Origin of the sequence: Herbaspirillum sp. WGmk3, from assembly GCF_023952535.1 — a bacterium.
Classification (GTDB): Bacteria; Pseudomonadota; Gammaproteobacteria; order Burkholderiales; family Burkholderiaceae_D; genus Herbaspirillum; species Herbaspirillum huttiense.
In genome coordinates, this window is sequence record NZ_JAKYWT010000002.1 from 410,811 (window position 1) to 436,660 (window position 25,850).

A 25,850-nucleotide genomic window follows, 5' to 3' on the forward strand; every position below is an offset into this window, starting at 1 on the left:
GCGATGACTGCCTCCGACACCGTCGCCAAGCGCAAGACCCTGCGCGAGCGCTGGCAGCGCCTGCGCCAGGGCGAGCAGAACCCAGCCGGCCACCAGAACATGCTGCTGCTGATCCAGCTGCGCTGGCTGGCGGTGCTGGGGCAGGTCTCCACGATTGCCTTCGTGGTGCTGGTGTTCGACCTGCATCTGCCGCTGCCGCACATGCTGGAGGTGTTGTCCTGCCTGATCGCCTTCAACATTGCCAGCCACCTGCGCTGGCATGAGCGGCGCATCGCCACCAATGCCGAACTGTTCCTGGCCTTGCTGGTGGATGTGGCGGTGCTGACCTTCCAGCTTTACCTGAGCGGCGGTATCACCAATCCCTTCGCGTTCCTGTACCTGATGCAGATCATCCTCTCGGCCGTGCTCCTGAAGCCCTGGTCGAGCTGGGCCATCGTCGCCGTGACCATGGCCTGCCTGGCGGGACTGGCACTGTTTTCCGAGCCGCTGGCGCTGCCGCCGGACCACAACGCAGGCTTGCTGAGCCTGTATGTGGAGGGTACGCTGATCTGCTTCCTGCTCAATGCCGGGCTGATGGTGTTCTTCATCACCCGCATCAGCAGCAACCTGCGCGCCGGTGATGCCTTGCTGGCAGACCTGCGCCAGCGTGCCGCTGAAGAGGACCATATCGTGCGCATGGGCCTGCTGGCTTCCGGTGCGGCGCACGAGCTGGGCACGCCGCTGGCGACCGTCTCCGTGATCTTGGGTGACTGGAAGCGCATGCCCGAAATCAGCCAGCGCGCCGACATGCTGGAAGACATCGCCGAGATGGAAGCCCAGCTGCAGCGCTGCAAATCCATCGTCAGCGGCGTGTTGCTGTCGGCCGGCGAGGCGCGCGGCGAATCGTCCATCAAGACCACGATCAACACCTTCCTCGACAGCGTCGCCGAAGACTGGCGCAAGACGCGGCCGGTGGAGATCTTCGAATACCGCAACCTGATCGCGCAGGATGTGCCGGTCGCCTTCGACTCGGCCATCAAGCAGATGCTGGGCAATGTGCTGGACAATGCCTTCGAGGTCTCGCCGCAATGGCTGGCGCTGGAGGTGAGGCGGGAAGGGGATCTGCTGCTCATGGAAGTGAGCGATCGCGGCCCCGGCTTCCCCGACTGGATGATCAACCAGATCGGCAAGCCCTACCAGTCCACCAAGGGCAAGCCGGGCCGTGGCCTGGGCCTGTTCTTTGTGGTCAACGTCGCGCGCAAGCTGGGCGGACGGGTCTGGGCCAGCAATCGTGCCGCGGGTGGTGCGCGCGTGGCGCTTGAGCTGCCGCTGTCGGCCATCAGCCTGGCCCCGCTGACCGAAACGGCGCCTGGCAGCGAACCACCGGACTATCCGATGGGCGCTTGATGTGCCGCAAGCCGCGCCTGACGCGGCATTGACCGTGATCATTTCCTTTTTCTTCATGTGCTGGCGATGTCCGGCGCCGTCTCGCCTTACAATACCGGCTTTGGCAAAGTAGAAAAATAGGAAATGCACATGCCGGCTGATCGCCTGCTTCTGATCATCGAGGACGACGCCGCCTTCGCACGCACCTTGGGACGCTCCTTCGAGCGTCGCGGCTACACCGTCCTGCTGGCCGCCAGCCAGGAGGAAGCGGCGGCCCACCTGAAAGAACACAGTCCCGGCTATGCCGTGGTCGACCTGAAACTGGGCGGCAACGCCTCCGGCCTGGCTTGCGTGCAGATGCTGCATGCCCACGATGAAGCCATGCTCATCGTCGTGCTGACCGGCTTCGCCAGCATCACCACGGCGGTGGAAGCCATCAAGCTGGGCGCCTGCCAGTACCTCGCCAAACCCTCCAATACCGACGACATCGAAGCCGCCTTCGGCCACGTGGCCGGTGCCTCCGACGTCGAACTGCCCGCGCGCGCCACCTCCATCAAGACCCTGGAATGGGAACGCATCCACGAGGTGCTGGTGGAAACCGATTTCAACATCTCCGAAACCGCGCGCCGCCTCGGTATGCACCGCCGTACCCTGGCGCGCAAGCTGGAAAAACAGCGTGTGAAGTAATCTGCACACGGCCGCGCCAGCGGTTATCATTACGCCCGCCCCGCGCGCCGCAACGGCCGGGGCACTCTCACCAGAAGGGAATGACGTGAACCATTTCAACTTCCAGCGCGGCCTGCTGTGGGCGTGCGCCGCGACCATCGTGAATCTTTCTGCAGGCGCAGCCCAGGCCCAGGAGACCATCAAGATCGGCGAGATCAACAGCTACAAGGCGCAGCCTGCCTTCCTGGAACCGTACCGCCGGGGCTGGGAGATGGCCCTGGATGAAGTCAATGCCGCCGGTGGCGTGCTGGGCAAGAAGCTGGAAGTGATCGCCCGCGACGACAATGGCAACCCCGGCGATTCGGTACGCGTGGCCGAAGAACTGATGGCGCGTGAACGCGTGGCGCTGCTCTTTGGCGGCTTCCTCTCCAATACCGGCCTGGCGCTCACCGATTACGCCAAGCAGCACAAGGTCTTCTTCCTGGCGGCCGAGCCGCTGACCGACAAGATCGTCTGGCAGAACGGCAACAAGTACACCTACCGCCTGCGTCCGTCCACCTACATGCTGGTGGCGTCGGTGGTGAAAGAAGCCGCCAAGCTGAAGAAGAAACGCTGGGCCATCGTCTATCCCAACTATGAATACGGCCAGTCCGCCGTCGCCAGCTTCAAGACCCTGCTCAAGCAAGCCCAGCCGGATGTGGAATTCGTCGCCGAACAAGCACCGCCGCTGGGCAAGATCGATGCGGGCGCGGTCACGCAGGCGCTGGCCGATGCCAAGCCGGATGCCATCTTCAATGCACTCTTCGCCGCCGATCTGGGCAAGTTCGTGCGTGAAGGCAACACGCGTGGTCTGTTCGATCAGGTGGAGGTGGTGTCGCTGCTGACCGGCGAACCTGAATACCTCGATCCGCTGAAGAACGAAGCCCCGCAGAACTGGATCGTCACCGGCTATCCCTGGTACGCCATCAACACCCCCGAACACAAGAAATTCGTGGACGCCTATCGCAAGAAATTCAACGACTACCCGCGCAATGGTTCGCTGGTCGGCTACAGCGCGTTGATGTCCATTGCCGCCGGCATCAAGAAAGCCGGCAGCACCGATGCCGACAAGCTCGCTGCGGCCTTCTCGGGCCTGAAGGTGGAGACGCCGGTGGCCTCCATCGTCTATCGCCCGCAGGATCACCAGTCCACGCTGGGCGCTTTCGTCGGCCGTACCGGCATCAAGGACGGCAAGGGCATCATGACCAGCTTCAGCTATGTCGACGGTGCCAGCCTGCAGTTGCCGGATGCCGAGGTCAAGAAGTTGCGTCCGGCGGATTGACCTGCCACGCTGATCTTGCTCACGTTCCAATGCGGCCGTTGCTGATGCCATGACGCTTGCCAGCCTCACCGTCCAGCTGCTCAATGGCCTGGCCGATGCTTCCGCGATGTTTTTGGTGGCGGCAGGCCTGTCGCTGATCTTCGGCGTTACACGGATCGTCAATTTTGCGCATGGCTCGTTCTACATGCTGGGGCTGTATGTGGCCTACAGCCTGGTGGAGCGGCTGGGCAGCACGGCGCTCGGTTTCTGGGGCGCACTGCTGCTGGCCGCGCTCACCGTGGCCGCGCTGGGTGCCGTGGTGGAAGTGGTGGTCTTGCGTCGCATCTATCGTGCGCCGGAACTGTTTCAACTCCTTGCCACCTTCGCCCTCGTCCTCATCATCAAGGATGCCGCCCTCTGGATCTGGGGGCCGGAAGACCTGTTCGGCCCGCGTGCGCCAGGGCTCTCCGGCGCCGTACATCTGCTGGGGCGTCGGCTGCCGCAATACGATCTGCTGCTCATCGTCATCGGTCCGCTGGTGTTCGGGCTGCTGTGGCTGCTGCTCAACCGCACGCGCTGGGGCACGCTCATCCGCGCCGCGACGCAGGATCGCGAGATGCTCGGTGCGCTGGGCGTCAATCAGGCCTGGCTGTTCACGGCCGTCTTCGCGCTGGGCTGCTTCCTGGCCGGATTGGGCGGCGCGCTGCAAGGGCCACGCATGCCGGCCAACCTGGCACTGGATCTCGATACCATCGGCAACGCCTTCGTGGTGGTGGTGGTCGGTGGCATGGGCTCGCTCGGCGGTGCCTTCGCCGCTGCCTTGCTGATCGCCGAGGTCAAGGCGCTGTGCATTGCGTTGGGCAATGTCTCCTTGTTCGGCATCGAGGTCTCGCTCTCGCGGCTCACGCTGGTGGTGGAATTTCTGGTGATGGCGGCCATCCTGGTGATGCGCCCGTGGGGTCTGTTCGGCAAGCCGCTGACGCTGGTGCGCAGCGGTGCCGGCCATGACGCGCCGTTGCGCACACACGGGCGCAAGGCACGCCTGGCGGGATGGACCGCGCTGCTGGCTTTGCTGGCGCTGCCCTTGCTGGCGAGCCGCTTCCCTTATCTGCCGGTGCTGATGGTGGAAATCCTGATCGCCGTCCTCTTCGCCGCCAGCCTGCATTTTCTGATGGGGCCGGGCGGCATGGTGTCCTTCGGTCACGCCGCCTATTTCGGATTGGGGGCCTATGCCGCCGCACTGGTCACGCTCAAACTGCAGTGGCCGATGCCGCTGGCCATGCTCGCCGGCGCGCTCGCGGCCATGGCTGGCGCGATCCTGTTCGGCTGGTTCTGCGTGCGGCTGTCGGGCGTGTATCTGGCCATGCTGACGCTGGCCTTCGCCCAGATTGCCTGGGCCACCTTTTTCCAGTGGGATGACCTGACCGGAGGCAGCAACGGGCTGGTCGGCATTCGTCCCGCTGAAGCGCTGGCCTCGCCGCTGGCTTACTACTACCTGGCCCTGGGCTGTGCCGCGCTTGGCGTCATTCTCCTGCGGCGCGTGATCCATGCGCCATTCGGACTGGCCTTGCGCGCCGCCCGCGACGCGGCCGTGCGCGCCGAGTCGCTGGGCATGGATGTGCGCCGCCTGCAATGGGGCGGCTTCGCCATCGCCGGGCTGTTCTGCGGATTGGCCGGTGTATTGTTCGCCTTCTCCAAGGGCAGCATCTCGCCCGAGGTGGCCAGCGTGGGGCGCTCGGTGGATGGCCTGGTGATGGTCTTGCTGGGCGGCGTGCAGAGCCTGCTCGGTCCGCTGCTGGGCGCAGCGCTGTTCACCTGGCTGCAAGACCTGGTGGCGCGCGAGACCGATTATTGGCGTGCCTTGCTGGGCGGCGTGATTCTGCTGCTGGTGTTGCTGTTCCCCGGCGGCATGGCAGGCGCGTTCAGCCGCCTGCGTGCGCCGTTGAAGCGGGAGGAGGGCGCATGAGCCTGCTGCAGATCGATGGCCTGCGCAAATCCTTCGGCGGTGTCGCCGCGCTGGATGACGTTTCCTTTACGCTGCCGGCCGGCGAGATGCTGGCGCTGATCGGACCGAACGGTGCCGGCAAGTCCACCTGCTTCAATCTCATCAACGGCCAGTTGCGTCCGGATGCCGGGCGCGTGCTCCTCGATGGCGAGGACATTTCCGGTCTTGATGCACGCCGCATCTGGCGGCGCGGCGTGGGGCGGACTTTCCAGGTGTCGGCCGCCTTTGCATCGCTGACCGTGCTTGAAAACGTCCAGGCCGCCTTGCTCTCGCATCGTCGCCGGCTGTGGCAGCTGTGGCGTCCCGCTGCAGCTTGTCTGCGCGAGGAAGCGATGGCCCTGTTGGCGCAGGTCGGCATGGCTGATCAGGCCGGACGGGCCTGCGGCGTGCTGGCCTATGGCGACATCAAGCGCGTCGAGCTGGCCATGGCGCTGTCCAATGCGCCGCGTCTGCTGTTGATGGATGAGCCGACGGCCGGCATGGCCCCGCGCGAGCGTCAGGAACTGATGGCCCTCACGCGCCGTCTGGTCAGCGAACGCGGCTTGTCGGTACTCTTCACCGAGCACAGCATGGATGTGGTGTTCGCGTTTGCCGACCGCATCATCGTGCTCGCGCGCGGCCAGTTGATCGCGCAAGGCGCACCCGAGGAAGTGCGCCAGGACGCGCGGGTACGCGAGGTCTACTTCGGCTCGGGTGCCAGCTTCGGGAGCCCGGCATGAGTGGGCCATTGTTGCGGGTCGAGGGACTGCATGCCTTCTATGGGCAGGCGCATATCCTGTTCGATCTCTCGCTGGAAGTGGGGCGCGGCGAAGTGGTCGCGCTCACCGGGCGCAACGGCGCGGGAAAATCCACTACGCTCAAGGCGCTGATGGGCTTGCTGGAAGGCACGCAGGGCCAGGTCACGCTGGAGGGCCGCGACATCACGCGCCTGGCCCCTTTCCAGCGCGCCCGCCTGGGACTCGGTTTCGTGCCCGAGGACCGGCGCATCTTCACCGAACTGAGCGTGCTGCAGAATCTGGAAACCGGTCGGCAGCCTGCGCGCGCGGGCGAGCCGGCATGGACGCCGCAGGCGCTCTTCGCGCTCTTCCCCAACCTGGGCGCGATGCCGCATCGCCCCGGCGGGCGCATGAGCGGCGGCGAACAGCAGATGCTGACCATTGCCCGCACGCTCATGGGCAATCCGCACCTGCTGTTGCTGGATGAGCCTTCCGAAGGCGTGGCCCCGGTGATTGTGGAGCAGATGGCGAACATGATCCTGCAATTGAAACGGCGCGGCATGTCCATCCTCCTCTGCGAACAGAATACGCACTTCGCCGGCCTGGTCAGCGACCGCAGTTACACACTGGATCAGGGCCGCATGTTGCCGTAGGACAGCACGCCATCCCGGCAAGCTCATGCATGGCAATCCGGCCTGCAGCAAGGGCTGCGCAAAATGCATCTCAACATGTAACAGGACACTCGCATTCTTGTTGCAATTGGGCCGGGAACCGTTGAGGTCGTCCGTGTCCAAACTCCTGAAAGCAGCTCGCTTCCCGTTGCCTCACTGCAACCGAGCCCAGCCCACTGGAGAAAAATACAATGCCCAACACCGCCAAGCACCCCACGGTGCATTGGCCTGCCGACGACTTCAATGATGCAGGAATGCGCAACGACCACGCCAAGGTCGCGGTAGGCGATGACGCCAACGATATCTTCTTCGCAGCCGTCGAAATGACGCGCATGCCGATGATCGTGTCCGATCCCAACAAGCCGGACAATCCGATCATCTTCGTCAACAACGCCTTCATGAACATGACCGGCTACAGCCGGGCCGAGGTCGTGGGCAAGAACTGCCGGTTCCTGCAAGGCCCGGAGACCGACCGCGCAGTGGTCGCACAAGTGCGCCAGGCCGTGGCGGAAAAACGCGAGCTCGCCACCGAGCTGCTGAACTACCGCAAGAATGGCTCGACGTTCTGGAATGCGCTCTTCATTTCACCGGTCTATGACCAGCATGGCGAACTGAAATACTTCTTCAGCTCGCAACTGGACATCAGCCGCCGCCGCGACGCCGAACAGGCCCTGGGCCAGGCGCGCAAGATGGAAGCGCTGGGCCAGCTCACCGGCGGCATTGCGCATGACTTCAACAACTTGCTGCAGGTCATCAGCGGTTACCTGGACATCATCAATCTTGCGCTGCGCAGCGATACGCCCGACCTCGGGCGTGTCTCGCGCAGCGCCGACAGCATTCGCAAGGCTTCCGGCAAGGCGGCCATGCTGACCCAGCAATTGCTGGCCTTCGCCCGCAAGCAGCGGCTGGAGGGGCGCACCATCAACCTGAATTCGCTCACGGAAGGTTTCACCGATCTCGTGCAACGCACGCTCGGTGGCGATATCGAGGTCCAAACCGAGCTGGCCTCGGGCCTGTGGAATTGCCGTCTCGATCCGACCCAGATGGAAGTGGCATTGCTGAACGTGCTCATCAATGCGCGCGATGCGATGTCCGGCAAGGGAACGGTAAAAATCCATACAAGCAATGAAGACCTGAGCTCGGAAGATCGTGCCATCCAGCTGGGCGTAAAACCCGGTCTTTATGTCTGCATCGCGGTCACGGACAACGGCCCCGGCATTCCTGCGGACATCCTCCCGCGCGTGATGGACCCGTTTTTCACCACCAAGGACGAAGGCAAGGGCACCGGCCTTGGTTTGTCGATGGTGTATGGCTTCGTCAAGCAGTCCGGCGGATCCGTGCGCATCGTCTCCAGCGCAGAGCGCGGCACGACCGTCTCGATCTACTTCCCGGCCACGCAGGACCAGGTCGGGGGGGCCTTCGAGTATGACAACCGCACGCATACCCAAGGCGGTCACGAGCACATTCTGGTGGTTGACGATAGAATCGAGGTCGCCGAGCTGGCCCAGGCGATGCTGGAAAGCCTGGGCTATCGCGTCAGCATGGTGAATTCACCGACGGAAGCCTTGCAGGTGCTGCGTTCTGAACCGAAGGTAGATCTGCTTTTCACCGACCTCATCATGCCGGGCAGCATGAATGGCGTGGTACTGGCGCGAGAGGCCCGGCGCATGATACCTTCCATCAAAATTTTATTAACTACCGGTTATGCCAGTGAATCGATAGAGCGGCATGGTGCCGATGGCGAATTTCCCGTCCTCGACAAACCTTACCGCCACGATGAGCTGGCCCGCAAGATCCGCATTGTCCTCGACGGCGCCACTGGCGTGAGCTGAAAAGAATAACAACAAGTCGTCCGTACACGTGCCCTCACACGAAGGGGAGTCGTCCCATGCAATTGGATCACCTGTTGGCCAGGGCGCAGTCCCTTGCCTATCGCATTTCGGCCGAATTCAACGGCCAGCCTTTGCCCGATGACCGGCGCGCCTGCGCCGCCATTGGTTGTCTCACTGTGGCCCAGCAACATCACTGCGGCATCATCCTGCTGCTGCGTGATGACATGCCGGTCCACGCCTCGGCCTTTGCCCTCATCGGGCACCAGATCGAGGCCGCCTTCAATGCCCTGTGGCTGTGGTACTGCGCCAGCGAAGAGGAGCTCACACGGTTCCTGGTCGACGGCAGCGGCAAGAGCATGCGCCAGCTGGTCACGCAGGTTGACAGCGTGCTGGCCGGCCGCGACGGCCAGGAGGCTGCCATCCTTGGTGGCCACTGGGTGCGGCTGAGCGATTTCGTCTTCTCCGGCGAGCGCCGCATCCGTCACTGGCTCGATGCCAACGAGGTCGATGCCATGTATTCCGAAGAGGCCGTCACCGACCTGGTGGAATTGTCCAACTCCATGGCAGAACTGGGACTGGCCAGCTATCGCACGATTCACGACAAGCACATCACGGCCGTGCGCAGTGGCACGTCCAACGTCGTCAAGATGGATCTGGCCAAGTAAGAAGAGCAGCCACTTGCGCCGCCGTCATTTCAGGTGACCAGGGCAGACGTCCCAGCAGCGGCGCTTGCAGCCGCTGCGCCAGCGTGTTCACCATGGCGCCGGCCTGCGTCTCTCGGGCGTCGACATGATTGGCCACCCAGCCAGCCAGGCGCAGCCCGCGCGCGCGGATGGCCAGCGCACTCAGCAAGGCATGATTGATGCAGCCAAGGCGGATGCCGACCACGAGGATCACGGGCAAGCCCAGCCGGGCCACCAGATCGTCGCTGTTGTGGTCCGCATCGAGCGGTACCATGAAGCCACCCGCACCTTCCACAATCAGTACGTCACACGCCGACTGCAATTGCGCATGGCATAGCGCCAGATGATCGAGTGCAATCTGCACGCCTTCCTCCGCCGCCGCAATGTGCGGTGCCGTGGCCTGCCGCAGCAGGTAGGGATTCACCAGGTGCAGCGGCAAATCCACATTGGCCGCGGCCTGCAAGGCCTGCACATCCTCGTTGCACCAGACGCCGTCCTGCAGGAAAGCCCCGGATGCCACCGGCTTCATGCCGCCGGCACGCACGCCTCGCGCGGCGTGCAGGTGGATGAGCGCGGACGCCACCAGCGTCTTGCCCACGCCGGTATCGGTACCGGTGACGAAATAGCTGCGGCCGCTCATGGGCGAGGCTCCGCGCGCATCGCCGCATCGAAGGCCGCATGCAGACGCTCGCCCATCCATTGCGCCTGGGCCGCATCGAGGATGTAGGGCGGCATCACGTAAAGCGTCTTGCCGATCGGACGCACCAGCAGTTCGCGTTGCGCGGCCTCGTCGGCGAGCCGGCGCGCAAACCCTGCCGCTACGGACGCATCATTGATGCGCGCATCACAAGCCCAGATCATGCCGCACTGTCGCACGTGCCGCACCCGCGCATCCTGCGCCAGCGGCTGCAGGGCCCGGGCCAGCACCGGGGCGAACCGGGCATTGCGGTCCAGCACCTGTTCCTGCGCGAAGATGTCCAGCGTCGCCAGCGCAGCACGGCACGCCAGTGCATTGCCGGTATAGGAGTGCGAATGCAGGAAGCCGCGCCGCACATCGTCATCGTAAAAAGCGGCATAGATGGCCTCGCTGGCCATCACCAGCGACAGCGGCAGGTAGCCACCGCTGATGCCCTTGGACAGGCACAGCAGATCCGGCCACACGCCCGCCTGCTCACAGGCGAAGAAGCGGCCGGTACGCCCGCAGCCGACCGCGATCTCGTCCGCGATGAGGTGCGCGCCGTAGGCATCGCACAGCCCGCGCAGTCCGCGCACATACTGTGGATCATGCATGGCCATGCCCGCAGCGCATTGCACCAGCGGTTCGACGATGAGGGCGGCAATGCGTCCCCTGCGTTCCTGCAGCAGCCTTTCCACATCGGCCAGCGCGCGGCGGCTGACATCGGCGGCCGTCTCGCCCGGTCCCGCCTGGCGCGCATCGGGCGAGGCAGCGATATGTGCCGGACGCAGCAGGGATTCATAGGCACTGCGAAAGAGCGGCGTGTCGGTCACGCCGAGCGCCCCCACGGTCTCGCCGTGATAGCCGCCGGCGATGCAGATGAATTCATTCTTGTCTGCATGCCCGGCATTGCGCCATGCATGCACGCTCATTTTCAGCGCGATCTCCACCGCCGAGGCACCGTCCGAGGCATAGAAGCAATGGCCCAGCGCATGCTCCGTCAGCGCCGCCAGCCGCTCGGAGAGCTGCACCACCGGCTCATGCGTGAAGCCTGCCAGCATGGCGTGCTCCAGCTGGCCCAACTGGTCGATCAGGGCCGCATTGATGCGCGCATTGGTATGTCCGAACAGATTGACCCACCAGGAACTGATGGCATCCAGATAGCGCCGTCCCTCGGTATCGACCAGCCATGCACCGTGCGCACGGGCCAGCGCGATGGGAGGCGTGCGCTCGTGCTGGCGCATCTGGGTGCAGGGATGCCACACGCTGCGCAGGCTGCGGGCGGCCAGCGGGCTTGCCATGGTCATGCGGATTCTCCTTGGGCCAGTGATCTCAGTGCCGCCACCAGGCGCGCCACATCGGCCGGGGTATGCAGGGCTGACAGGCTGATGCGCAGCCGGGCTGTCCCCTTGGGGACCGTGGGCGGGCAGATCGCCGGCACCCAGATGCCCCTGACGCGCAGAGCCGCCGAGAGGGCGCGGGCGGCCGCATTGTCGCCCACGATCAGCGGCTGGATGGCGGTCGGGGAGGGCAGCAGTGTCCACGGCAGCCCCGCCAGTCCGCGGCGCAATTGCTTGGCCAGTACCTGCAGATGCGCGCGCCGCCACTCTTCGCGGGCGATCAGGCGCAGGCTGGCCGAGGTGGCGGCGGCCAGCGCGGGGGGATGCGCCGTGCTGAACATGTAGGTACGGGCGCGCTGCAGGATCCATGCAAGCACGCCGGCGTCACCGGCGACGAAAGCGCCGGCCACCCCGGCCGCCTTGCCCAGTGTGCCCATCAGCAGCACGTGCGGCGCCTGCACGCCCGCCAGGGCCAGGCTGCCTCGTCCTTGCGGGCCAAGTACGCCCAGGCCATGGGCGTCATCCACCAGCAGCCAGGCCCCATGCCGGGCGCACACTGCCGCCAGTTCGGCCAGCGGGGCCAGGTCGCCATCCATGCTGAAGACAGCATCGGTGAGCACCAGCTTGCGAGGGCTGCTGCAGCGGGAGAGCACCTGCTCCAGACGGCTCACATCGTTGTGCGGAAATACCTTCAGGCTGGCCCCGGACAAGCGTGCGCCATCGATCAGCGAGGCATGGGCCAGGCGGTCGACGACGACGGTGTCTCCTTTGCCGGCCAGCGCAGCGGCGACCCCCAGGTTGGCCATGTAGCCATTGCCGAACACCAGCGCCGAAGGCATGCCGACAAAGGCCGCCAGTTCGGCTTCCAGCGTTTCATGAGCGCGGCTGTGGCCGCTGATCAGAGGCGAGGCCGCTGCACCCACGCCATAGCGCTGCAAGGCCTCGGCGGCCGCGGCGATGAGCTGCGGATGGTTGGCCAGGCCCAGGTAATCATTGCTGCAGAAGGACAATTCGTCGTGTCCATCGACCTGCAGCAGCGGTCCCTGCGGACCGTCGACCACACGCCGCGTGCGCAGCAGGCTCTGGCTGGCGAGGGCGTCCAGCTCACGGGTGAAATCTTGCATGGAGGGGCTTTCAGAAAAAAACGGACAAGCGATCCAGCGCCCGATAGGCGGCATTGCCTTGCCACACCGGTGTTTCGTCAGCGAGGGACAGCGTGGGCAGGCGCTGCATCAGCACGCTGAAGGCGATTTCGGCTTCCAGCTGCGTCAGCGCCGCACCCAGGCAGACGTGCGGCCCCTGGCCAAAGGACAGGTGCATGCCTTCGTCACGCCGGATGTCGAAGCGCTGCGGATCACGGAAGCGGCGCGCATCGTGATTGGCCTGCCCGAAATGCAAGATCGCCAGCTGGCCGCGCCGCAGGCGTTGACCGGCCAGCGACACCTCCTGCAACAGGCGGCGGCCGGTGTACTGCACCGGGCTGTCATGGCGCAGCATCTCCCGCACGGCCAGCCGCAGGGCGGCGGGGTCCGCTTGGCGGGCCTTGAGCGCTGCCCATTGCGCGGGATCTTGCAGCAGCGCGAGCACGCCATTGCCCAGCAGATTGCGGGTGGTCTCGTAGCCGGCGAAGAGCAGGGTACTGCACTGGGCCAGCAGTTCGTTGCGATTCAGTTGTCCGCTTGCATGGGCTTGCAGCAGGCCGCGCAGAAGACAAGCCTCGGGCAGCTGGTCCGCTCGCGCCAGCGCCTGGCTGAAGAAATCACACAGACTGCGCATGGCCTGTTGCGCCGCGAGGGTCTGCGTGGCGTCCGGCGTCGGACTGCCGATGAAGGCCGCCAGATCGGCCGCCCAGTCGATGAATTCCGCCGGTACGCGGTCGGGCAATCCCAGCAGTTGCGCAATCACCAGGGCGGGCAAGGGACGTGCAAAGCGCGCGATGAAATCGAAGCCGCGTGCTGCCTGCGGATCGGTCACGATGTCATCGGCCAGCCGCTGCGCCAGTGCGGTGATGTCGCCACGCCGGGCTTGCAGGTCAGCCGGTTTGAATCCCGGATTGAGTACGCCGCGCAGGCGGCGATGGGCGCGGCCGTCCAGGAACAGCAAGGATCGCGAGAACAGGCGCTTGAACTGACGCTGCGCTTCGTCCTGCTGCTCATTACCGGTATCGCCGAGCCCGCTGTTGATCCAGCGCGCTGCACGCCTTACGGAGAAGCGCGGATCGCGCAAGGCAGCGGCCACCTCCTCGTAACCGGTGATGACCCAGGCTCCGCCGCAGTGGGCGGTGCTCCAGTGCAGCGGCATCAGGCGGCCGCAGCTGCCGCTTGCAGGCCCAGGCGCTGCAGCAGGTCGAGGTCGGCCGAGACCGGCGCATTGGCCGTGGTCAGCAGCTTGGCCCCGAGGAAGATGGAGTTCGCGCCCGCTGCAAAGCACAGGGCCTGAGTCGCCTCGCTCATGCTCTCGCGCCCGGCGGACAGGCGGATCACCGCGTGCGGCAGGGCGATGCGGGCCACCGCCACGGTGCGCACGAATTCGAATTCGTCCAGCGGTGCCACATCCTGCAGCGGCGTGCCCGCGATCGGCACCAGGTGATTGATCGGCACTGATTGCGGCGGCACCGGCAGGCTGGCCAGCTGGGCAATCAGGCCGGCACGCTGGGCGCGCGTCTCGCCCATGCCGATGATGCCGCCGCAGCACACGTTGAGGCCGGCTTCCTGCACGCGTTGCAGGGTGTCCAGGCGATCCTGGTAGCTGCGAGTGGTGATGACCTGGCCATAGAAATCGGGCGCGGTATCGAGGTTGTGGTTGTAGTAGTCCAGTCCGGCCTGCTTGAGCGCCTCGGCCTGGGCTTGCTCCAGCATGCCGAGGGTCATGCAGGTTTCCAGCCCGAGTGCGCGCACCTGGCTGACCATCTCGGTGAGCGCGGCCATGTCACGTTGCTTGGGATTGCGCCACGCCGCACCCATGCAAAAGCGCGTCGCGCCCTGGTCGCGCGCGGCCTGTGCGGCCTGCACTACCTCGTCCACGCCCATCAGCTTGCCGGCCGGCACGCCCGCTTCCTTGTGATGCGCCGACTGCGAGCAATAGCCGCAGTCTTCCGCGCAGCCCCCGGTCTTGATCGACAGCAGGCTGGACAGCTGGACTTCGTTGGCGCGGTGGTGCTGGCGATGCACGGTCTGTGCGCGGTACAGCAGATCGAGGAAGGGCAGTTCAAACAGCTGCTCGGCCGCGCTGCTGTCGATGGCGGCCAAAGGGCGGTGGAAATGCAGGGGAGCGCTGGCTTGGGCAGCGGCGGGGGAAGGGCACTGGCTCATCGATAAAATCCGGTCCGTGAGTGAAAAGGCTTAGAATTCAGCTTCGGCGGATTCTAACTTCGCTCAAATTCGTTCAACAATTTCTTTTTTCATAGATTATCTATAAAAATATGGCGCTTCATTCCGAGCATCCGAGCACCGTGGAACGCATCGCGGAGGTCCTGCGCACGCGCATCATCCGCGGTGAAATCGCAGGCGGGGCGGCGCTTCGGCAGGATCACGTGGCGCAGGAATTCCAGTCCAGCCACGTGCCGGTACGGGAAGCGTTTCGCCAGTTGGAAGCCGAGGGATTGGTGCTCACATTGCCCCGTCGCGGGGTGCGGGTCACGCAGGTGGACCGGGCGGCGGTCAAGGAAAATGCCGAGATGCGCGGCTCGCTGGAAATCCTGGCCCTGCGCCACAGCATCCGCAAGTTCGGCCCCGAGCACATCGCCCGGCTGGAAGCCGCCCAGGAGGCCTGTGCCCAGGCCGCATCGCTGATTGAATGGGATGCCGCCAACAACCTGTTTCACGACATCCTCTCCAGCGAATGCGGCATGCCGCGCCTGCTGGCGGTGTTGAAGCAACTGCAGCTGACCAATTCACGCTACCTGTTCTCGACCGGCTTCAAGCGCGGCTGGCAGCCGCGCTCGGATCACGATCACCGCCTCATCATCGACGCCCTGCGTGACAAGAAGACCGACCGTGCCGTGCAGCTGCTGAGCATGCATATCGGGACCATGGAACGGGTTGGCTTCGTGGCGGCTTAGGCCTTGCCCTGCTGGGCGAACTGCGACGGCGGCACGCCGACATGCCGGCTGAAGGCCACGCTGAAGGTGGAAGCCGAGCTGTAGCCTACCTGCTGAGCCACCGTCGCCATGGAGGCCGCCTCGCCCAGCAGCAGGCGCTTGGCCAGCGCCATGCGCCAGGCCAGCAGGTATTCCATCGGAGCCAGTCCGACTTCACGGCGGAAGCGTTCAAAGAAGGAGGAGCGCGACAGCGCAGCAGCCCGCGCCAGCCGCAGCACGTTCCAGTGGTCGGCGGGCCGCGCATGTATGGATCGCAGCGCCGCAGCGAGCCGTACATCGCCCAGACCCCGCAGCAAGCCGGGTGTGGCGGCCGCTCCGGTGTCGGTGCCGGAGCGCAGGGCTTCGATGAGCAGCACCTCCAGCAGACGCGCCAGCACGACGTCGCGCGCCGGACGCTCGGCGCGATATTCGTCGCCCACCAGTTGCACAAGCGTATGCAGACGCGCATGGGCGCGCACCACAACCAGGCTGGGCAGCAGCGAGAGCAGCAGCGGCGTATCGGGCGAGGCGAAGACGCAATGGCCGACCACCAGTTGCACCTGCGGCGGCAAGCCCAGCGTCCCCAGGTGATAGCGGCCATCGGACAGACGCGGCGGCGGATTGTCTTCATCGAGCAGGGCGTCATCGCAATCGTCCATGCTGGCCAGGGTAAAACCCTGCAAGGCCGGGGCCAGGAAAAAATCACCGGCGTGCAGCACGATGCAGGTCTCCTCGGTCATTGCGCCGGCGTCTGCACGCAGGATGCGGCAACTGCCCTCCAGCACCGCGCAATAGAAGGCCAGCTCCGGCCGTGAACGCTGCACCCGCCAGCCACCGGCACCCTGGACGTACTTGGTGTAGCGGGCGGCCGGCTGCAGCAGACTGACCACTTCGGCCAGGGGATCGGTGAGTGATGGTTCGGACATGGCTGGATGATTGCCAATGAATGATGGACTCTGGATTGTAGCAAGTCCGGCCGCGAGCGCCTATTCTTCGCCTTGTTCTCTTTCACCTCACAAGGAATCCAGCATGAAAACCGTCCTCATCACCGGCTGTTCGTCCGGCTTCGGCCTCGAAATCGCCTCGTACTTCCTGCAACGCGACTGGCAGGTCATCGCCACCATGCGTACACCGCGCAGCGACTTGCTGCCCGACTCGCCCCGGCTGCGCATCCTGCCGCTGGATGTGACCAGCGCTACCAGCATCGCCGCTGCCATCGCAGAGGCCGGCCCGATTGACGTGCTGGTCAACAATGCCGGTATCGGCGCGCTTGCCGCCGTCGAAGCCCAGCCCATGGAGCAGGTGCGCGAGATCTTCGACACCAACACCCTCGGCAGCATCGCCATGACGCAGGCGGTCATCCCGCAGATGCGCCAGCGCGGCGCGGGCGTGATCGTCAATGTCACCTCCTCGGTGACCTTGCGCTCCTTGCCGCTGCTGGCGGTCTACACGGCCAGCAAGGCTGCCGTGAATGCCTTCACCGAATCCGTCGCCCTCGAACTGGCCAGCGTCGGCGTGCAGGCGCGTCTGCTCCTGCCGGGGCGCGCACCGCAGACCCGCTTCGCCGAGAATGCCCGGCCGCGCATGGAAGGGGCGATCCCGGATGCTTACGGCGCGCTCGCAGCGCAAGTGTTCAACAATTTCCAGGATCACAGCCAGATCACCCACGCCAGCGATGTAGCCGAAGCGGTCTGGCGTGCGGCGACCGAGGCAGGAGCGCCGATGCGCATCGCCGCAGGAGAAGATGCGGTGGAATGGATGCGCACGGCCTCCGCATAAACGCCAGCAGCCCGGAAAACCTTGGCACAAGGGGCAGTGGGGATGTATGGATTTTTGTTGTTGGTGCATCCATACTAGATGTCTGCCTGTACACCTGCCGGCAGGCAGCCCTTCACCAGGATTTTCCATGGCCCGACCGAACCCTTCACACACTGCAGATCCCTCCCTGGACTGGATCAGCCGCTTCACGGCTCATGGCGGTCCACGTTATCTGCAGATCGTGGGCTTTTTGGAGCAGGCCATCGCCGACGAACGCCTCAAGCCCGGCGATCGCCTGCCGCCGCAGCGGATGCTGGCTGATCGCCTCGATGTCGATCTCACCACCGTCACCCGCGCCTATGGCGAGGCGCGCCGCCGCCAGTTGCTGGAAGGACGCGGCGCCGCCGGGAGTTTCGTGGCCGCGCCCAAGGTGGACCTGAGCCAGGTGATCGACCTGTCGATGAACATCCCGCCGCCGCCGGCCGGTATCGATCTGGATGACCTGCTGCGCCAGGGCGTGTCGCAGGTGCTGATGCACAGCGATGTCGATCTGCTGATGACGTATCACCTGGGCGGTGGCAGCAGTGCCGACCGCGCCGCCGGTGCGATGTGGCTGCAGGACATGCTGGGCCCGGTGGATGATGACCGGGTGCTGGCCTGTCCGGGGGCGCAGTCGGCCCTGGCCGCCTTGCTGCTGTCGCAGACCCGGCCGGGTGAAACCGTGCTGGCCGAACCGCTGGCCTATCCTGGGCTGCTGGCGGCGGCAGCCCAGCTCGGGCGCCGCGTGGTCGCGGTCGGCGTGGATCACGAAGGCATGCGCCCGGATCTGCTCACGACCATGGTGCGCAAGCATGGCGCGCGGCTGGTCTATCTCAATCCCACGCTGCAGAATCCGACCACCCGCACCATGCCGGCCACGCGCCGCGCCGAGATCGCTTCCGTCGCCACCCGGCTCGATCTGCGCATCATCGAAGATGATCCCTACTGGCGCTTTGCGGCCCATGCGCCCAGGCCGCTGGCGCACTATGCACCGCGGCATGTGTTTTACGTGTCCACGCTGGCCAAGTGCCTGCTCCCCGGATTGCGGACCGCCTATGTGCTCACCCCGGAGGGGCAGGCACAGGACGAAGTGCTGGCTGCACTGCGGTCTTTCGTATTGATGTCCACGCCGCTGACCACGGCGCTGTCGACGCAGTGGATCCACGATGGCACCGCCGCCATGCTGGCCGAAGGCATCCGCCAGGAAGCCTGGGCGCGCCAGGCGCTGGCCTTGCGTACGCTGGGCGAGGAAGGGCCGGCCGATAGCGGCGGCATCCATCTCTGGAAGGCCTTGCCGGAACACTGGAAGGGGCAGGACTTCGTCCGCAAGGCCAGGGAGGCTGGGCTCAACGTGGTTGCGCAGGACAGTTTCCAGGCCGGTGACGGCGAACCCGCGCGCAGCGGTGCGCCGCACATTCGCCTCTCGCTGGGGCGTTCGCGCAGCCGCTTTGAACTGGTCCACGCCTTGCGGCGGCTGATGGAACTGGCCCATCGCCGCAGCCTGCGCGAAACAGTAGTGTAGGTGGTGTGAACAGGCCCTAGGCCGCGAGGGCAAGACTGGTCTGGCGGCGCGCGGCTGCCAGAATCTCGCCGACGGCTTCGTCTTCCGAATGGGCGGACAGGGGCAGGGAGCCCCGGGTGATTTCTGCACGATCCTTCAGGATCGCGTAGGAGCCTTTCCAGCGGCCTTCGCTATCATCGGCCTGATAGACCAGCAGGTAACCGTCGAATTCGATTTTCTTCATAGGAGCTTCTCGCCAGGGCAAGGGGAGCATGCGCACCATGCTCGATGTTGCGCAGTATGCCGCTGGCGTGTTCTCCTGCCTGTCATCCGCCCTCGCAAAGGCATGTAGGACAAGAACGCAATCTCATCCGTGCGCCGCCTAGCGCGATTGCACCGGCGCCAGCAAGCCGTTGACCGCATCGCTCACGATCAGTCCAGGAAGGGAGGCGCGGTCATTGCTGACGATCACCGTATCCTTTTCCACGTCGCCCGGCAGGGCCAGCTGTGCGATGTAGCGGCAGTCGGCGCTGCAGGTGTAGCGCAGCACGGTCTGGCCGCGCACCGCTTCCAGGATGTACTGGCCGTTTTCGATGCCGTAATAGCGCACGGCCACGAGCGGCTGGGTCTCGCCGGCCTCGGGGTCGCGATAGAAATACTGGCCGCGTTCGGCCCGCGCGTAATGCGGCCAGGGCGTGCTGCCTGCCGGCGCCAGGTGGTCGATCTGGCGCGCGTCCAGGCCAAGCCGCAAGCCCGGGGCGGCCGGTGCCGCAAGCGGGGCCTGGGCAGGGGGCACTGCGACCAGGGCGGGCGCAGGTGAAGTCGCATTTCCTTTGGCGGTGAGCAGGGCCGCTGCGATGGCCGGCGCGGCTTGTGCCTCCAGTTCGGTCTGGCGACGCTGATACCAGGCCAGCAGGCAGGCGCGGTCGCGGCAGTTGTCTTCGCGCCAGCGCCATTGCGCATCGCTGGCGGTGCGGAAGGCACGTTGATCGGCTGCGGCCTGGCGCGCGCGGCGGTAGGCGTGGCCCAGTTGATCGTCCAGCGCGGACAGCTCGGCATCCCGGCAGATGGTCTTTTCATTGGCCGAACCGGCCTTGCTGCAGTCGAAGCTGGCGGCACGCGCCGACGGAAGTTCCAGCGCACCCAACAGGCTGGCGCTGCTGAGCAGGAGGATGAGGGGCAGGGTTTTCATGGCGAGACTCTCCGTATTGCGGGGACGTGATGGGCGCCAGCATCGCACTGCCATTGGCTGCCCAAAACGCGGAGAAGAAACGGAATTTTTTTAAAATCTTTGCAGCTGAAAAAGCATGTTGGCCGTTCTTCACAATTGCCCGTGCGCAGTCGCGCAAGCTCGCCTACATCCAAGTAGAACTCATTTCATCAATAGGCGTGAGATGCGTTCTGCCCAGAAAGGGCGCTGGCAAGGCGCGCGACGCGTCGTGTGGCGGTGCCACACGCAAGGAGCGCAACGCGGCCAGCGCCCTTTCTGGGCAGAACCCGTAGGGAGCGGCCCGTTTGGGCGAATTGCTGCGTTACGAATTTGGGTCAAGGCGCCCAGTCTTGACCCAAATTCGCGCCTTGCACTTCATCCCAAACGGGACTCGCTCGCACTCTCGCCTATTGATGAAATGAGTTCTACAATCCCGTCTCCATCCGCACCAGCCCGCTATTGACGGTGACCGACTCAGCCGCTCCTCTTTCCTCCACCGCCTTGCGCCCCGGCGAACGCGCAGGCTTCCTGTTGTCCCGGCACTGGCGCGATACCCCGGCCGGGGTGGAGATCGAGCTGTGGGTGGCCACTGATGACGGTCCGCAATGCCTGCGCCTGCCGCCGCAGACAGCGGTGGCCTTCGTGCCGCAAGCCGAGGCCGAACGCGTGCAGGCCTTGATCGCCCGCGAACCCGGTATGGAACTGCGTGCGCTGGAACATCTCAAGGATGTCAGCCAGCGCCCGGTGCTGGGCTTGTATGCGCGCCAGTACCGCAAGCTGCTGAAGATGGAGAAGTCCCTGATCGCCGCTGGCATCAGTGTCTATGAAGCCGATATCCGTCCGCCCGAACGTTATCTGATGGAGCGTTTCATCAATGCGCCGCTGGCCTTTCAGGGCGTGGACGATGGGCACGGGGTGCTGGCAGAAGCGCGCATTCGTGCCTTGCCGGGCTATCGTCCGCCGCTCAGGCTGGCGTCGCTGGATATCGAAACCAGCTGGGAGGGCGAGCTCTACAGCATCGCCATCGAAGGCTGCGGCCAGCGCAGCGTCTATGCGCTGGGGCCGCCCAGTGGTGCGGTGGCGTCGGTGGATTTCGCACTGCAGTTCTGCCAGAGCCGCAAGGAACTGATCGACAGCCTCAATGACTGGGTGGCACGCCACAATCCGGATGCGCTGATTGGCTGGAACCTGGTGCAGTTCGACCTCAACGTGCTGCAGAAGCAGGCACAGAAATACCACACCACGTTGCGACTGGGCCGCGCCGGACGGGCACTGGAATGGCGCGAACATGGCATGCGCGCCAATCACCTGCTGGTCAACGCAGCGGGCCGGCTGGTGATCGACGGCATTGAAAGCCTGCGCGGGGCGTTCTGGAATTTCCCGTCCTTCAGTCTGGAGAACGTGGCGCAATCGCTGCTGGGCGAAGGCAAGGCCATTGCCACGCCGTATCAGCGCATGGATGAGATCGATCGCATGTTCAACGAAGACAAGGCAGCGCTGGCCACCTACAACCTCAAGGACTGCGAACTGGTCACGCGCATCTTCGCCAAGACCGACATTCTCTCCTTCCTGCTGGAACGCGCCAGCGTGACCGGCCTGCAGGCCGACCGCAGCGGCGGTTCGGTGGCGGCGTTCACGCATCTGTATCTGCCGCACATGCATCGCAAGGGCTACGTCGCCCCCAATCTCGGGGATGCCGAGGCACTGGCCAGTCCGGGTGGTTTCGTGATGGATTCGCGCGCGGGGCTGTATGACTCGGTGATCGTGCTGGACTACAAGAGCCTGTATCCCAGCATCATCCGCAGCTTCCTGATCGATCCGGTCGGGCTGGTCGATGGCACCCTGAATGAGCCGGAGAGCGAGACCGTGCCCGGCTATAATGGCGCGCGCTTTTCACGCCGCAGCCACAGCCTGCCGGCCATCATCGAGCAGATCTGGCAGGGTCGCGAGGCCGCCAAGGCCCAGGGCAACAAGCCGTTGCAGCAGGCGCTGAAGATCATCATGAATTCCTTTTACGGCGTGCTGGGGTCGACCGGCTGCCGCTTCTTCGATTCGCGCCTGGCCTCGTCCATCACCCGGCGCGGGCACGAGATCATGCATCGCACGCGCGAGCTGATCGAGGAGGCGGGTTACGAAGTCATCTATGGCGATACCGATTCCACTTTCGTCTGGCTGCGCCGGCCGCATGGCGATGACGAGGCGCGCCAGATCGGTCTGCAGCTGACCGCGCGCATCAATGACTGGTGGCGTCGCCATCTGGCCGGGCAGTATCAGCTGGAAAGCGCGCTGGAACTGCAGTTCGAGGTGCATTACCAGCGTTTCCTGATGCCGCATGTGCGCGGGGCCGAGACCGGCAGCAAGAAGCGCTACGCCGGTTACGTGCGAACCGGCGAAGGCGAGGACAAGGTCACCTACAAGGGACTGGAAACGGTGCGCACCGACTGGTCGCCGCTGGCGCAGCGCTTCCAGCAGGCACTGTATCTGCGCATCTTCCGGGGGGAGCCTTACCGCGACTTCATCACCGGCTACGTGGCTGACCTGCTGGCCGGGCGGCTGGATGATCTGCTGGTATATCGCAAGCGCCTGCGCCGCCAGCTCGACCATTACGAAAAGAACGTCCCGCCCCACGTGCGCGCTGCGCGCATGGCCGACCAGGTCAACGAGGAAGGCGGGCGTCCGCTGCAATACCAGCAAGGCGGCTGGATCAACTACGTCATGACCACGGCCGGACCGGAACCCCTGGAAAAACGCCGCGCCGCCATCGACTACGGCCATTACCTCGAACGCCAGCTGGCCCCGGTGGCCGATGCCATCCTGGTCTTCGTGGGCGACAGTTTTGCGGCGGTGACCTCGCCGCAGCAGGAGTTGTTCTGAAGCGGTATCCCTGATGCGCTCATCAGGGTGCCGCCCTCCGGCAATGGGATACGCACGCTATCGTCTTCTATCGTTACGCGCCCGTCGGCAAAGGTTCGGCCACGGACACCAGCAAGCGGTCGATGCGTTGGCGATCCATATCGACGACCTCGATGCGAAAGCGGTCCCATACGAAGTAGTCCGATGCCTGGGGGAGGCGGCCCAAGTGGTTCAGGACGAACCCTGCCAAGGTATGGAAGCTGCCGGACGCTTCACCTGGAAAGCGCGTTTCGGTCTGCATCAGCTCGCGGAAACGGTCCAGCGAGACGCCGCCATCCATCAGCCACGATCCATCTTCACGCTGATTGGCATCGGCCTCGATGCCATCATCCATGAGGGAGACATCACCGACGAGCGCGGCCATCAAGTCGTTCAGGGTGACCATGCCCTCGATCTCTCCATACTCATCCACGACCAGCGCCAGTTCCATCCTGTCCTTTTTCAGCACCTCCAGCAGGTCCATGGCGCTGATTGATTCAGGGACGTAATGTACCGGCTTGAGCGCGCGTTCGAGATCGATGCCTGACAAGGTGTTGGCGCGGATGGCTTGCTCGAACAGATCGCCGCAGTGGAGCAGGCCTACGACATTGTTCCGCTTGCCCTTGAACACGGGGAAGCGGGTGAACCGGCTGTCGGCAATTCTGGCCAGGGTAGTGGCGAGCGGAGCATCCAGATCAAGAAATTCCAGATCATTGCGTGGCGTCATCAGCCCGCCCAGGCGCTGATCGTCAAGCCTCATGGCGCGCGCCACGATGTCATGCTCGGTTTGCTCGATGACGCCAGCATGCGCGCCTTCCTTGATCAGCCCAGCGATCTCCTCTTCGGTGAGACGGTTTTCCCTGGCCACCTGCAATCTGAGCAGCCGCATGATGGCATCGGTCGTCACGGAAAGTATCTTGACGAAAGGTGCTACCGCCCGGGAAAGACCCCGCATCATGGGAGCAATCAGCGTGGCGACCGCTTCCGGGTACTGCATCGCGATACGCTTGGGAACCAGTTCGCCCAGCACGATAGAGGCATAGGTAATGCCCATCACGATGATGACCAGAGAAATTTCCCGGGCATAGGGGGCCAAGGCAGGGAGGCTGCTGACATGCGGCATCAGTTGAGTCACCAGCGAGGCTTCGCCGAAGGCACCGGTAAAAATGCCGATGAGCGTAATGCCTACCTGAACCGTCGACAAGAAGCGGCTCGGGTTGTCAGCCAGCTCCAGCGCAGCTCGTGCGCCACGGCTGCCGTTCTTGCTGAGCGTCTCCAGACGGACGCGTTTGGATGAGACGATGGATAGCTCTGACATGGCAAATACGCCGTTGAGCATGACCAATCCAAGGATGATGAGTATGTCCATCGGGAAGGAACCACTCGTCGGTTCCGGTTGTTGAGGAAAGTGCATTGTATATGCAGCTCAACCGGATGGGCGGATTCCCGGTGAGGAAGGGCGGACGGGGCTTGCCTGGGTGCCAAAGACAAAGGGCCGGATTCCACGAATCCAGCCCTTGGCTGACCTGCAGGCGAACAGCGATTGTCTACGTTCGACGCATCACTGCATTCACGCTTCAGCGGTAATACGAATCGCGTTCGCGTCCGTCCATCCGCTCGGAATGCACGCGCACGCGCACCGGCACCGGCTGGCGCTGCGCCTTGCCGTAGACCTTCTGCCAGAGCACCAGCCCGAACGCCAGGCTGCCCGCCACCAGATAGACGGCGTAGAACGCGGCGAGATAGCTACCGTAGTGCAGCAAGGTCTGGATGATGGCCATGGGGTCCTCCCGGGAATGAATCAGTGTCGATGGCCACATCGTATGCCTGCCGGGAGGCGGCGGATATCAGGGTTTTTCTGATGGTCTGACTTGCAACGTCGCCGCAGCCGCCGGTACCTGCAGGTGCTGCAGCAGCTTGCCCACCATGGCAATCACGGTCAGGCCGACGATGCAGAAGAACACCGCCAGCGGCGTCAGGCTGTTGATGGAGACGAACCCGGCCAGCCCCATCATGCCCGAGGACACCAGCAGCAGCGCAAAGCCCAGGATGGCGCTGGTCAGTCCGGCAATGTGCGGAAAGATCGAATTGCCCTTGGCCATCAGCGTGGGATACATGGCCCCGGCGCAGAACGCCATCACCAGCACCGGCGTGATGAGGGTCCACACCGTCAGCCCCACCAGCAAGGCCAGGGCCAGCATGGCAAAGGCCGCCGCCGTCATCACCCGCGCCCCGATGCGCAGCCGCTGTTCGGCCGAGGGCAGGCAGCGATGGTGGATGCGGTTGGAGATGCCGCCCAGGAAATACATCATCCCGATCGCCAGCGCCAGGTAGCCGAAGAAGGTCGGCGGCTGGCGCAGCGTGTTCTGCACCATGAAGGGACCGACGATGTTGAACACCAGCAGGATGCTGTAGCACAGCCCCTGGGCCAGGAAACAGCTCTGGAACACCGGGCTGGCCAACACCATGCGCGCATTCTTGAGCAGGGTCGCCGGATGCAGGTGCACCGGCTCGGCCAAAGTTTCCCGATAGCGCCACAGGATGGCCCACATCGCGAACGAATACAGCAGCAGGAACACCAGGCAGGAACGCCAGCCGAAGGCTTCCTGCAAGTGCGCCCCGATCACCGGTGCAATGATCGGTGCCAGGCCCCAGGCAATGGCCATGTAGGTGTAGGCATGCACCAGGGTTTGGCCGACGAAGGAATCGGTGATGATGGCCTTGGCCAGCAAATTGGTGGCGGCAATGCCGAAGCCCTGCAGTACCCGCGCCGCGACGAAGGTTTCCAGGTTGGGGGCCAGCAGCGTCAGCACGCATCCCAGCGTGAACAGGCCCAGCCCCAGCATCAGGACGCGCTTGCGGCCCCAGGCATCGGCCAGCGGCCCGAACGCCAGCTGGCCGAAGGCGTAGGCGATCAGGTAGCCGGTCACGCTGGTCTGGATGGCCTGGGCCGAGGTGCCGTAGTCGATCGCCATCTGCGGCAGGGCCGGCACGTACAAGTCGATGGCCAGCTGGCCCGCCGAGGCAAAGGCACAGATCAGGAACAGCAGGAACTTAGGGTGATTCGGCGGATGGCGCGGCACAGGCCGTGTGGCGGAACTGACAGGGTTCATGGAGA

24 protein-coding genes are annotated in these 25,850 nt (G+C 64.7%); 13 read left to right on the top strand and 11 right to left on the bottom strand.

What is annotated here, in order from left to right; genetic code table 11:
• Positions 1-3: 3 nt before the first annotated feature.
• From MKD49_RS07895 to MKD49_RS07930, 8 genes are all read left to right on the top strand, one after another.
• Complete coding sequence (locus tag MKD49_RS07895; protein WP_252695977.1) at positions 4-1,386, top strand: ATP-binding protein; 1,383 nt, start codon at positions 4-6, stop codon at positions 1,384-1,386.
• Positions 1,387-1,515: 129 nt separating this feature from the next.
• Positions 1,516-2,052, top strand: coding sequence for a response regulator transcription factor (locus MKD49_RS07900; protein ID WP_121045563.1), 537 nt, complete (start codon positions 1,516-1,518; stop codon positions 2,050-2,052).
• 112 nt (positions 2,053-2,164) lie between these two features.
• Positions 2,165-3,352 carry an ABC transporter substrate-binding protein gene (locus MKD49_RS07905; protein WP_245202040.1) on the top strand — a complete coding sequence of 396 codons (1,188 nt, stop codon included), beginning with the start codon at positions 2,165-2,167 and terminating at the stop codon, positions 3,350-3,352.
• A gap of 49 nt (positions 3,353-3,401) precedes the next feature.
• Positions 3,402-5,297, top strand: coding sequence for an ABC transporter permease (locus tag MKD49_RS07910; RefSeq protein ID WP_252695978.1), 1,896 nt, complete (start codon positions 3,402-3,404; stop codon positions 5,295-5,297).
• On the top strand, positions 5,294-6,055 hold the full coding sequence (locus tag MKD49_RS07915) for an ABC transporter ATP-binding protein (RefSeq protein WP_252695979.1): 762 nt from the start codon (positions 5,294-5,296) through the stop codon (positions 6,053-6,055). The genes MKD49_RS07910 and MKD49_RS07915 overlap by 4 nt, the downstream gene beginning before the upstream one ends.
• Positions 6,052-6,705 (top strand): ABC transporter ATP-binding protein, encoded by a 654-nt coding sequence (locus MKD49_RS07920; RefSeq protein ID WP_134136411.1) that lies wholly within the window; start codon positions 6,052-6,054, stop codon positions 6,703-6,705. Before MKD49_RS07915 ends, MKD49_RS07920 begins: the two co-directional genes overlap by 4 nt.
• Before the next feature lie 209 nt (positions 6,706-6,914).
• Complete coding sequence (locus MKD49_RS07925) at positions 6,915-8,555, top strand: histidine kinase famiy protein (RefSeq protein ID WP_039785849.1); 1,641 nt, start codon at positions 6,915-6,917, stop codon at positions 8,553-8,555.
• 56 nt (positions 8,556-8,611) lie between these two features.
• Positions 8,612-9,220: a hypothetical protein gene (locus tag MKD49_RS07930; RefSeq protein ID WP_039785847.1), complete on the top strand. Its 609-nt coding sequence runs from the start codon at positions 8,612-8,614 to the stop codon at positions 9,218-9,220.
• On the opposite strand, the gene bioD is transcribed toward MKD49_RS07930, so the two are convergent.
• The 5 genes from bioD to bioB are packed head-to-tail and all read right to left on the bottom strand — an operon-like array spanning position 9,198 to position 14,565.
• Positions 9,198-9,878 (bottom strand): dethiobiotin synthase, encoded by a 681-nt coding sequence (gene bioD / locus MKD49_RS07935; RefSeq protein ID WP_252695980.1) that lies wholly within the window; start codon positions 9,876-9,878, stop codon positions 9,198-9,200. The two genes, MKD49_RS07930 and bioD, sit on opposite strands and share 23 nt — an antisense overlap.
• The gene (gene bioA / locus MKD49_RS07940; protein ID WP_252695981.1) at positions 9,875-11,221 is read right to left on the bottom strand and encodes an adenosylmethionine--8-amino-7-oxononanoate transaminase; all 1,347 of its coding nucleotides are present in this window, start codon (positions 11,219-11,221) and stop codon (positions 9,875-9,877) included. The genes bioD and bioA overlap by 4 nt, the downstream gene beginning before the upstream one ends.
• Entirely contained in the window at positions 11,218-12,378 is a 1,161-nt protein-coding gene (bioF, locus tag MKD49_RS07945; RefSeq protein WP_252695982.1) for an 8-amino-7-oxononanoate synthase, read from the bottom strand. Before bioF ends, bioA begins: the two co-directional genes overlap by 4 nt.
• Positions 12,379-12,388: 10 nt before the next feature.
• Positions 12,389-13,555, bottom strand: a complete 1,167-nt coding sequence (locus MKD49_RS07950; RefSeq protein ID WP_252695983.1) for a cytochrome P450 — start codon at positions 13,553-13,555, stop codon at positions 12,389-12,391.
• Positions 13,555-14,565, bottom strand: coding sequence for a biotin synthase BioB (bioB, locus tag MKD49_RS07955; RefSeq protein ID WP_252695984.1), 1,011 nt, complete (start codon positions 14,563-14,565; stop codon positions 13,555-13,557). Before bioB ends, MKD49_RS07950 begins: the two co-directional genes overlap by 1 nt.
• A 110-nt stretch (positions 14,566-14,675) precedes the next feature.
• On the opposite strand from bioB, the gene MKD49_RS07960 reads away from it, so the two are divergent.
• Positions 14,676-15,314 (top strand): GntR family transcriptional regulator, encoded by a 639-nt coding sequence (locus tag MKD49_RS07960; protein WP_252695985.1) that lies wholly within the window; start codon positions 14,676-14,678, stop codon positions 15,312-15,314.
• Here the strand turns inward: MKD49_RS07960 and MKD49_RS07965 are convergent.
• Positions 15,311-16,258 carry an AraC family transcriptional regulator gene (locus MKD49_RS07965; RefSeq protein ID WP_252695986.1) on the bottom strand — a complete coding sequence of 316 codons (948 nt, stop codon included), beginning with the start codon at positions 16,256-16,258 and terminating at the stop codon, positions 15,311-15,313. The two genes, MKD49_RS07960 and MKD49_RS07965, sit on opposite strands and share 4 nt — an antisense overlap.
• Positions 16,259-16,361: 103 nt before the next feature.
• On the opposite strand from MKD49_RS07965, the gene MKD49_RS07970 reads away from it, so the two are divergent.
• Positions 16,362-17,111 (top strand): SDR family oxidoreductase, encoded by a 750-nt coding sequence (locus tag MKD49_RS07970; protein ID WP_252695987.1) that lies wholly within the window; start codon positions 16,362-16,364, stop codon positions 17,109-17,111.
• A 127-nt stretch (positions 17,112-17,238) separates the two neighbouring features.
• The gene (locus tag MKD49_RS07975) at positions 17,239-18,651 is read left to right on the top strand and encodes a PLP-dependent aminotransferase family protein (protein ID WP_134136397.1); all 1,413 of its coding nucleotides are present in this window, start codon (positions 17,239-17,241) and stop codon (positions 18,649-18,651) included.
• A gap of 16 nt (positions 18,652-18,667) precedes the next feature.
• Here the strand turns inward: MKD49_RS07975 and MKD49_RS07980 are convergent, their stop codons facing one another.
• Both MKD49_RS07980 and MKD49_RS07985 read right to left on the bottom strand, forming a co-directional pair.
• Entirely contained in the window at positions 18,668-18,874 is a 207-nt protein-coding gene (locus tag MKD49_RS07980; RefSeq protein WP_039785826.1) for a hypothetical protein, read from the bottom strand.
• A gap of 138 nt (positions 18,875-19,012) precedes the next feature.
• Positions 19,013-19,822, bottom strand: coding sequence for a lysozyme inhibitor LprI family protein (locus MKD49_RS07985; RefSeq protein WP_252695988.1), 810 nt, complete (start codon positions 19,820-19,822; stop codon positions 19,013-19,015).
• A gap of 29 nt (positions 19,823-19,851) precedes the next feature.
• On the opposite strand from MKD49_RS07985, the gene MKD49_RS07990 reads away from it, so the two are divergent.
• A complete protein-coding gene (locus MKD49_RS07990; RefSeq protein ID WP_252695989.1) occupies positions 19,852-20,133 on the top strand; it encodes a hypothetical protein in 282 nt (93 codons plus the stop codon).
• Positions 20,134-20,305: 172 nt separating this feature from the next.
• Entirely contained in the window at positions 20,306-22,714 is a 2,409-nt protein-coding gene (locus MKD49_RS07995; RefSeq protein WP_252695990.1) for a DNA polymerase II, read from the top strand.
• Between the two features lie 73 nt (positions 22,715-22,787).
• On the opposite strand, the gene MKD49_RS08000 is transcribed toward MKD49_RS07995, so the two are convergent.
• The 3 genes from MKD49_RS08000 to MKD49_RS08010 form a co-directional block, all read right to left on the bottom strand.
• Positions 22,788-24,101 (bottom strand): hemolysin family protein, encoded by a 1,314-nt coding sequence (locus MKD49_RS08000; RefSeq protein ID WP_252695991.1) that lies wholly within the window; start codon positions 24,099-24,101, stop codon positions 22,788-22,790.
• Between the two features lie 208 nt (positions 24,102-24,309).
• Positions 24,310-24,513: a hypothetical protein gene (locus tag MKD49_RS08005; RefSeq protein ID WP_252695992.1), complete on the bottom strand. Its 204-nt coding sequence runs from the start codon at positions 24,511-24,513 to the stop codon at positions 24,310-24,312.
• 66 nt (positions 24,514-24,579) lie between these two features.
• On the bottom strand, positions 24,580-25,845 hold the full coding sequence (locus MKD49_RS08010; protein ID WP_252695993.1) for a multidrug effflux MFS transporter: 1,266 nt from the start codon (positions 25,843-25,845) through the stop codon (positions 24,580-24,582).
• Between the last annotated feature and the right edge of the window lie 5 nt (positions 25,846-25,850).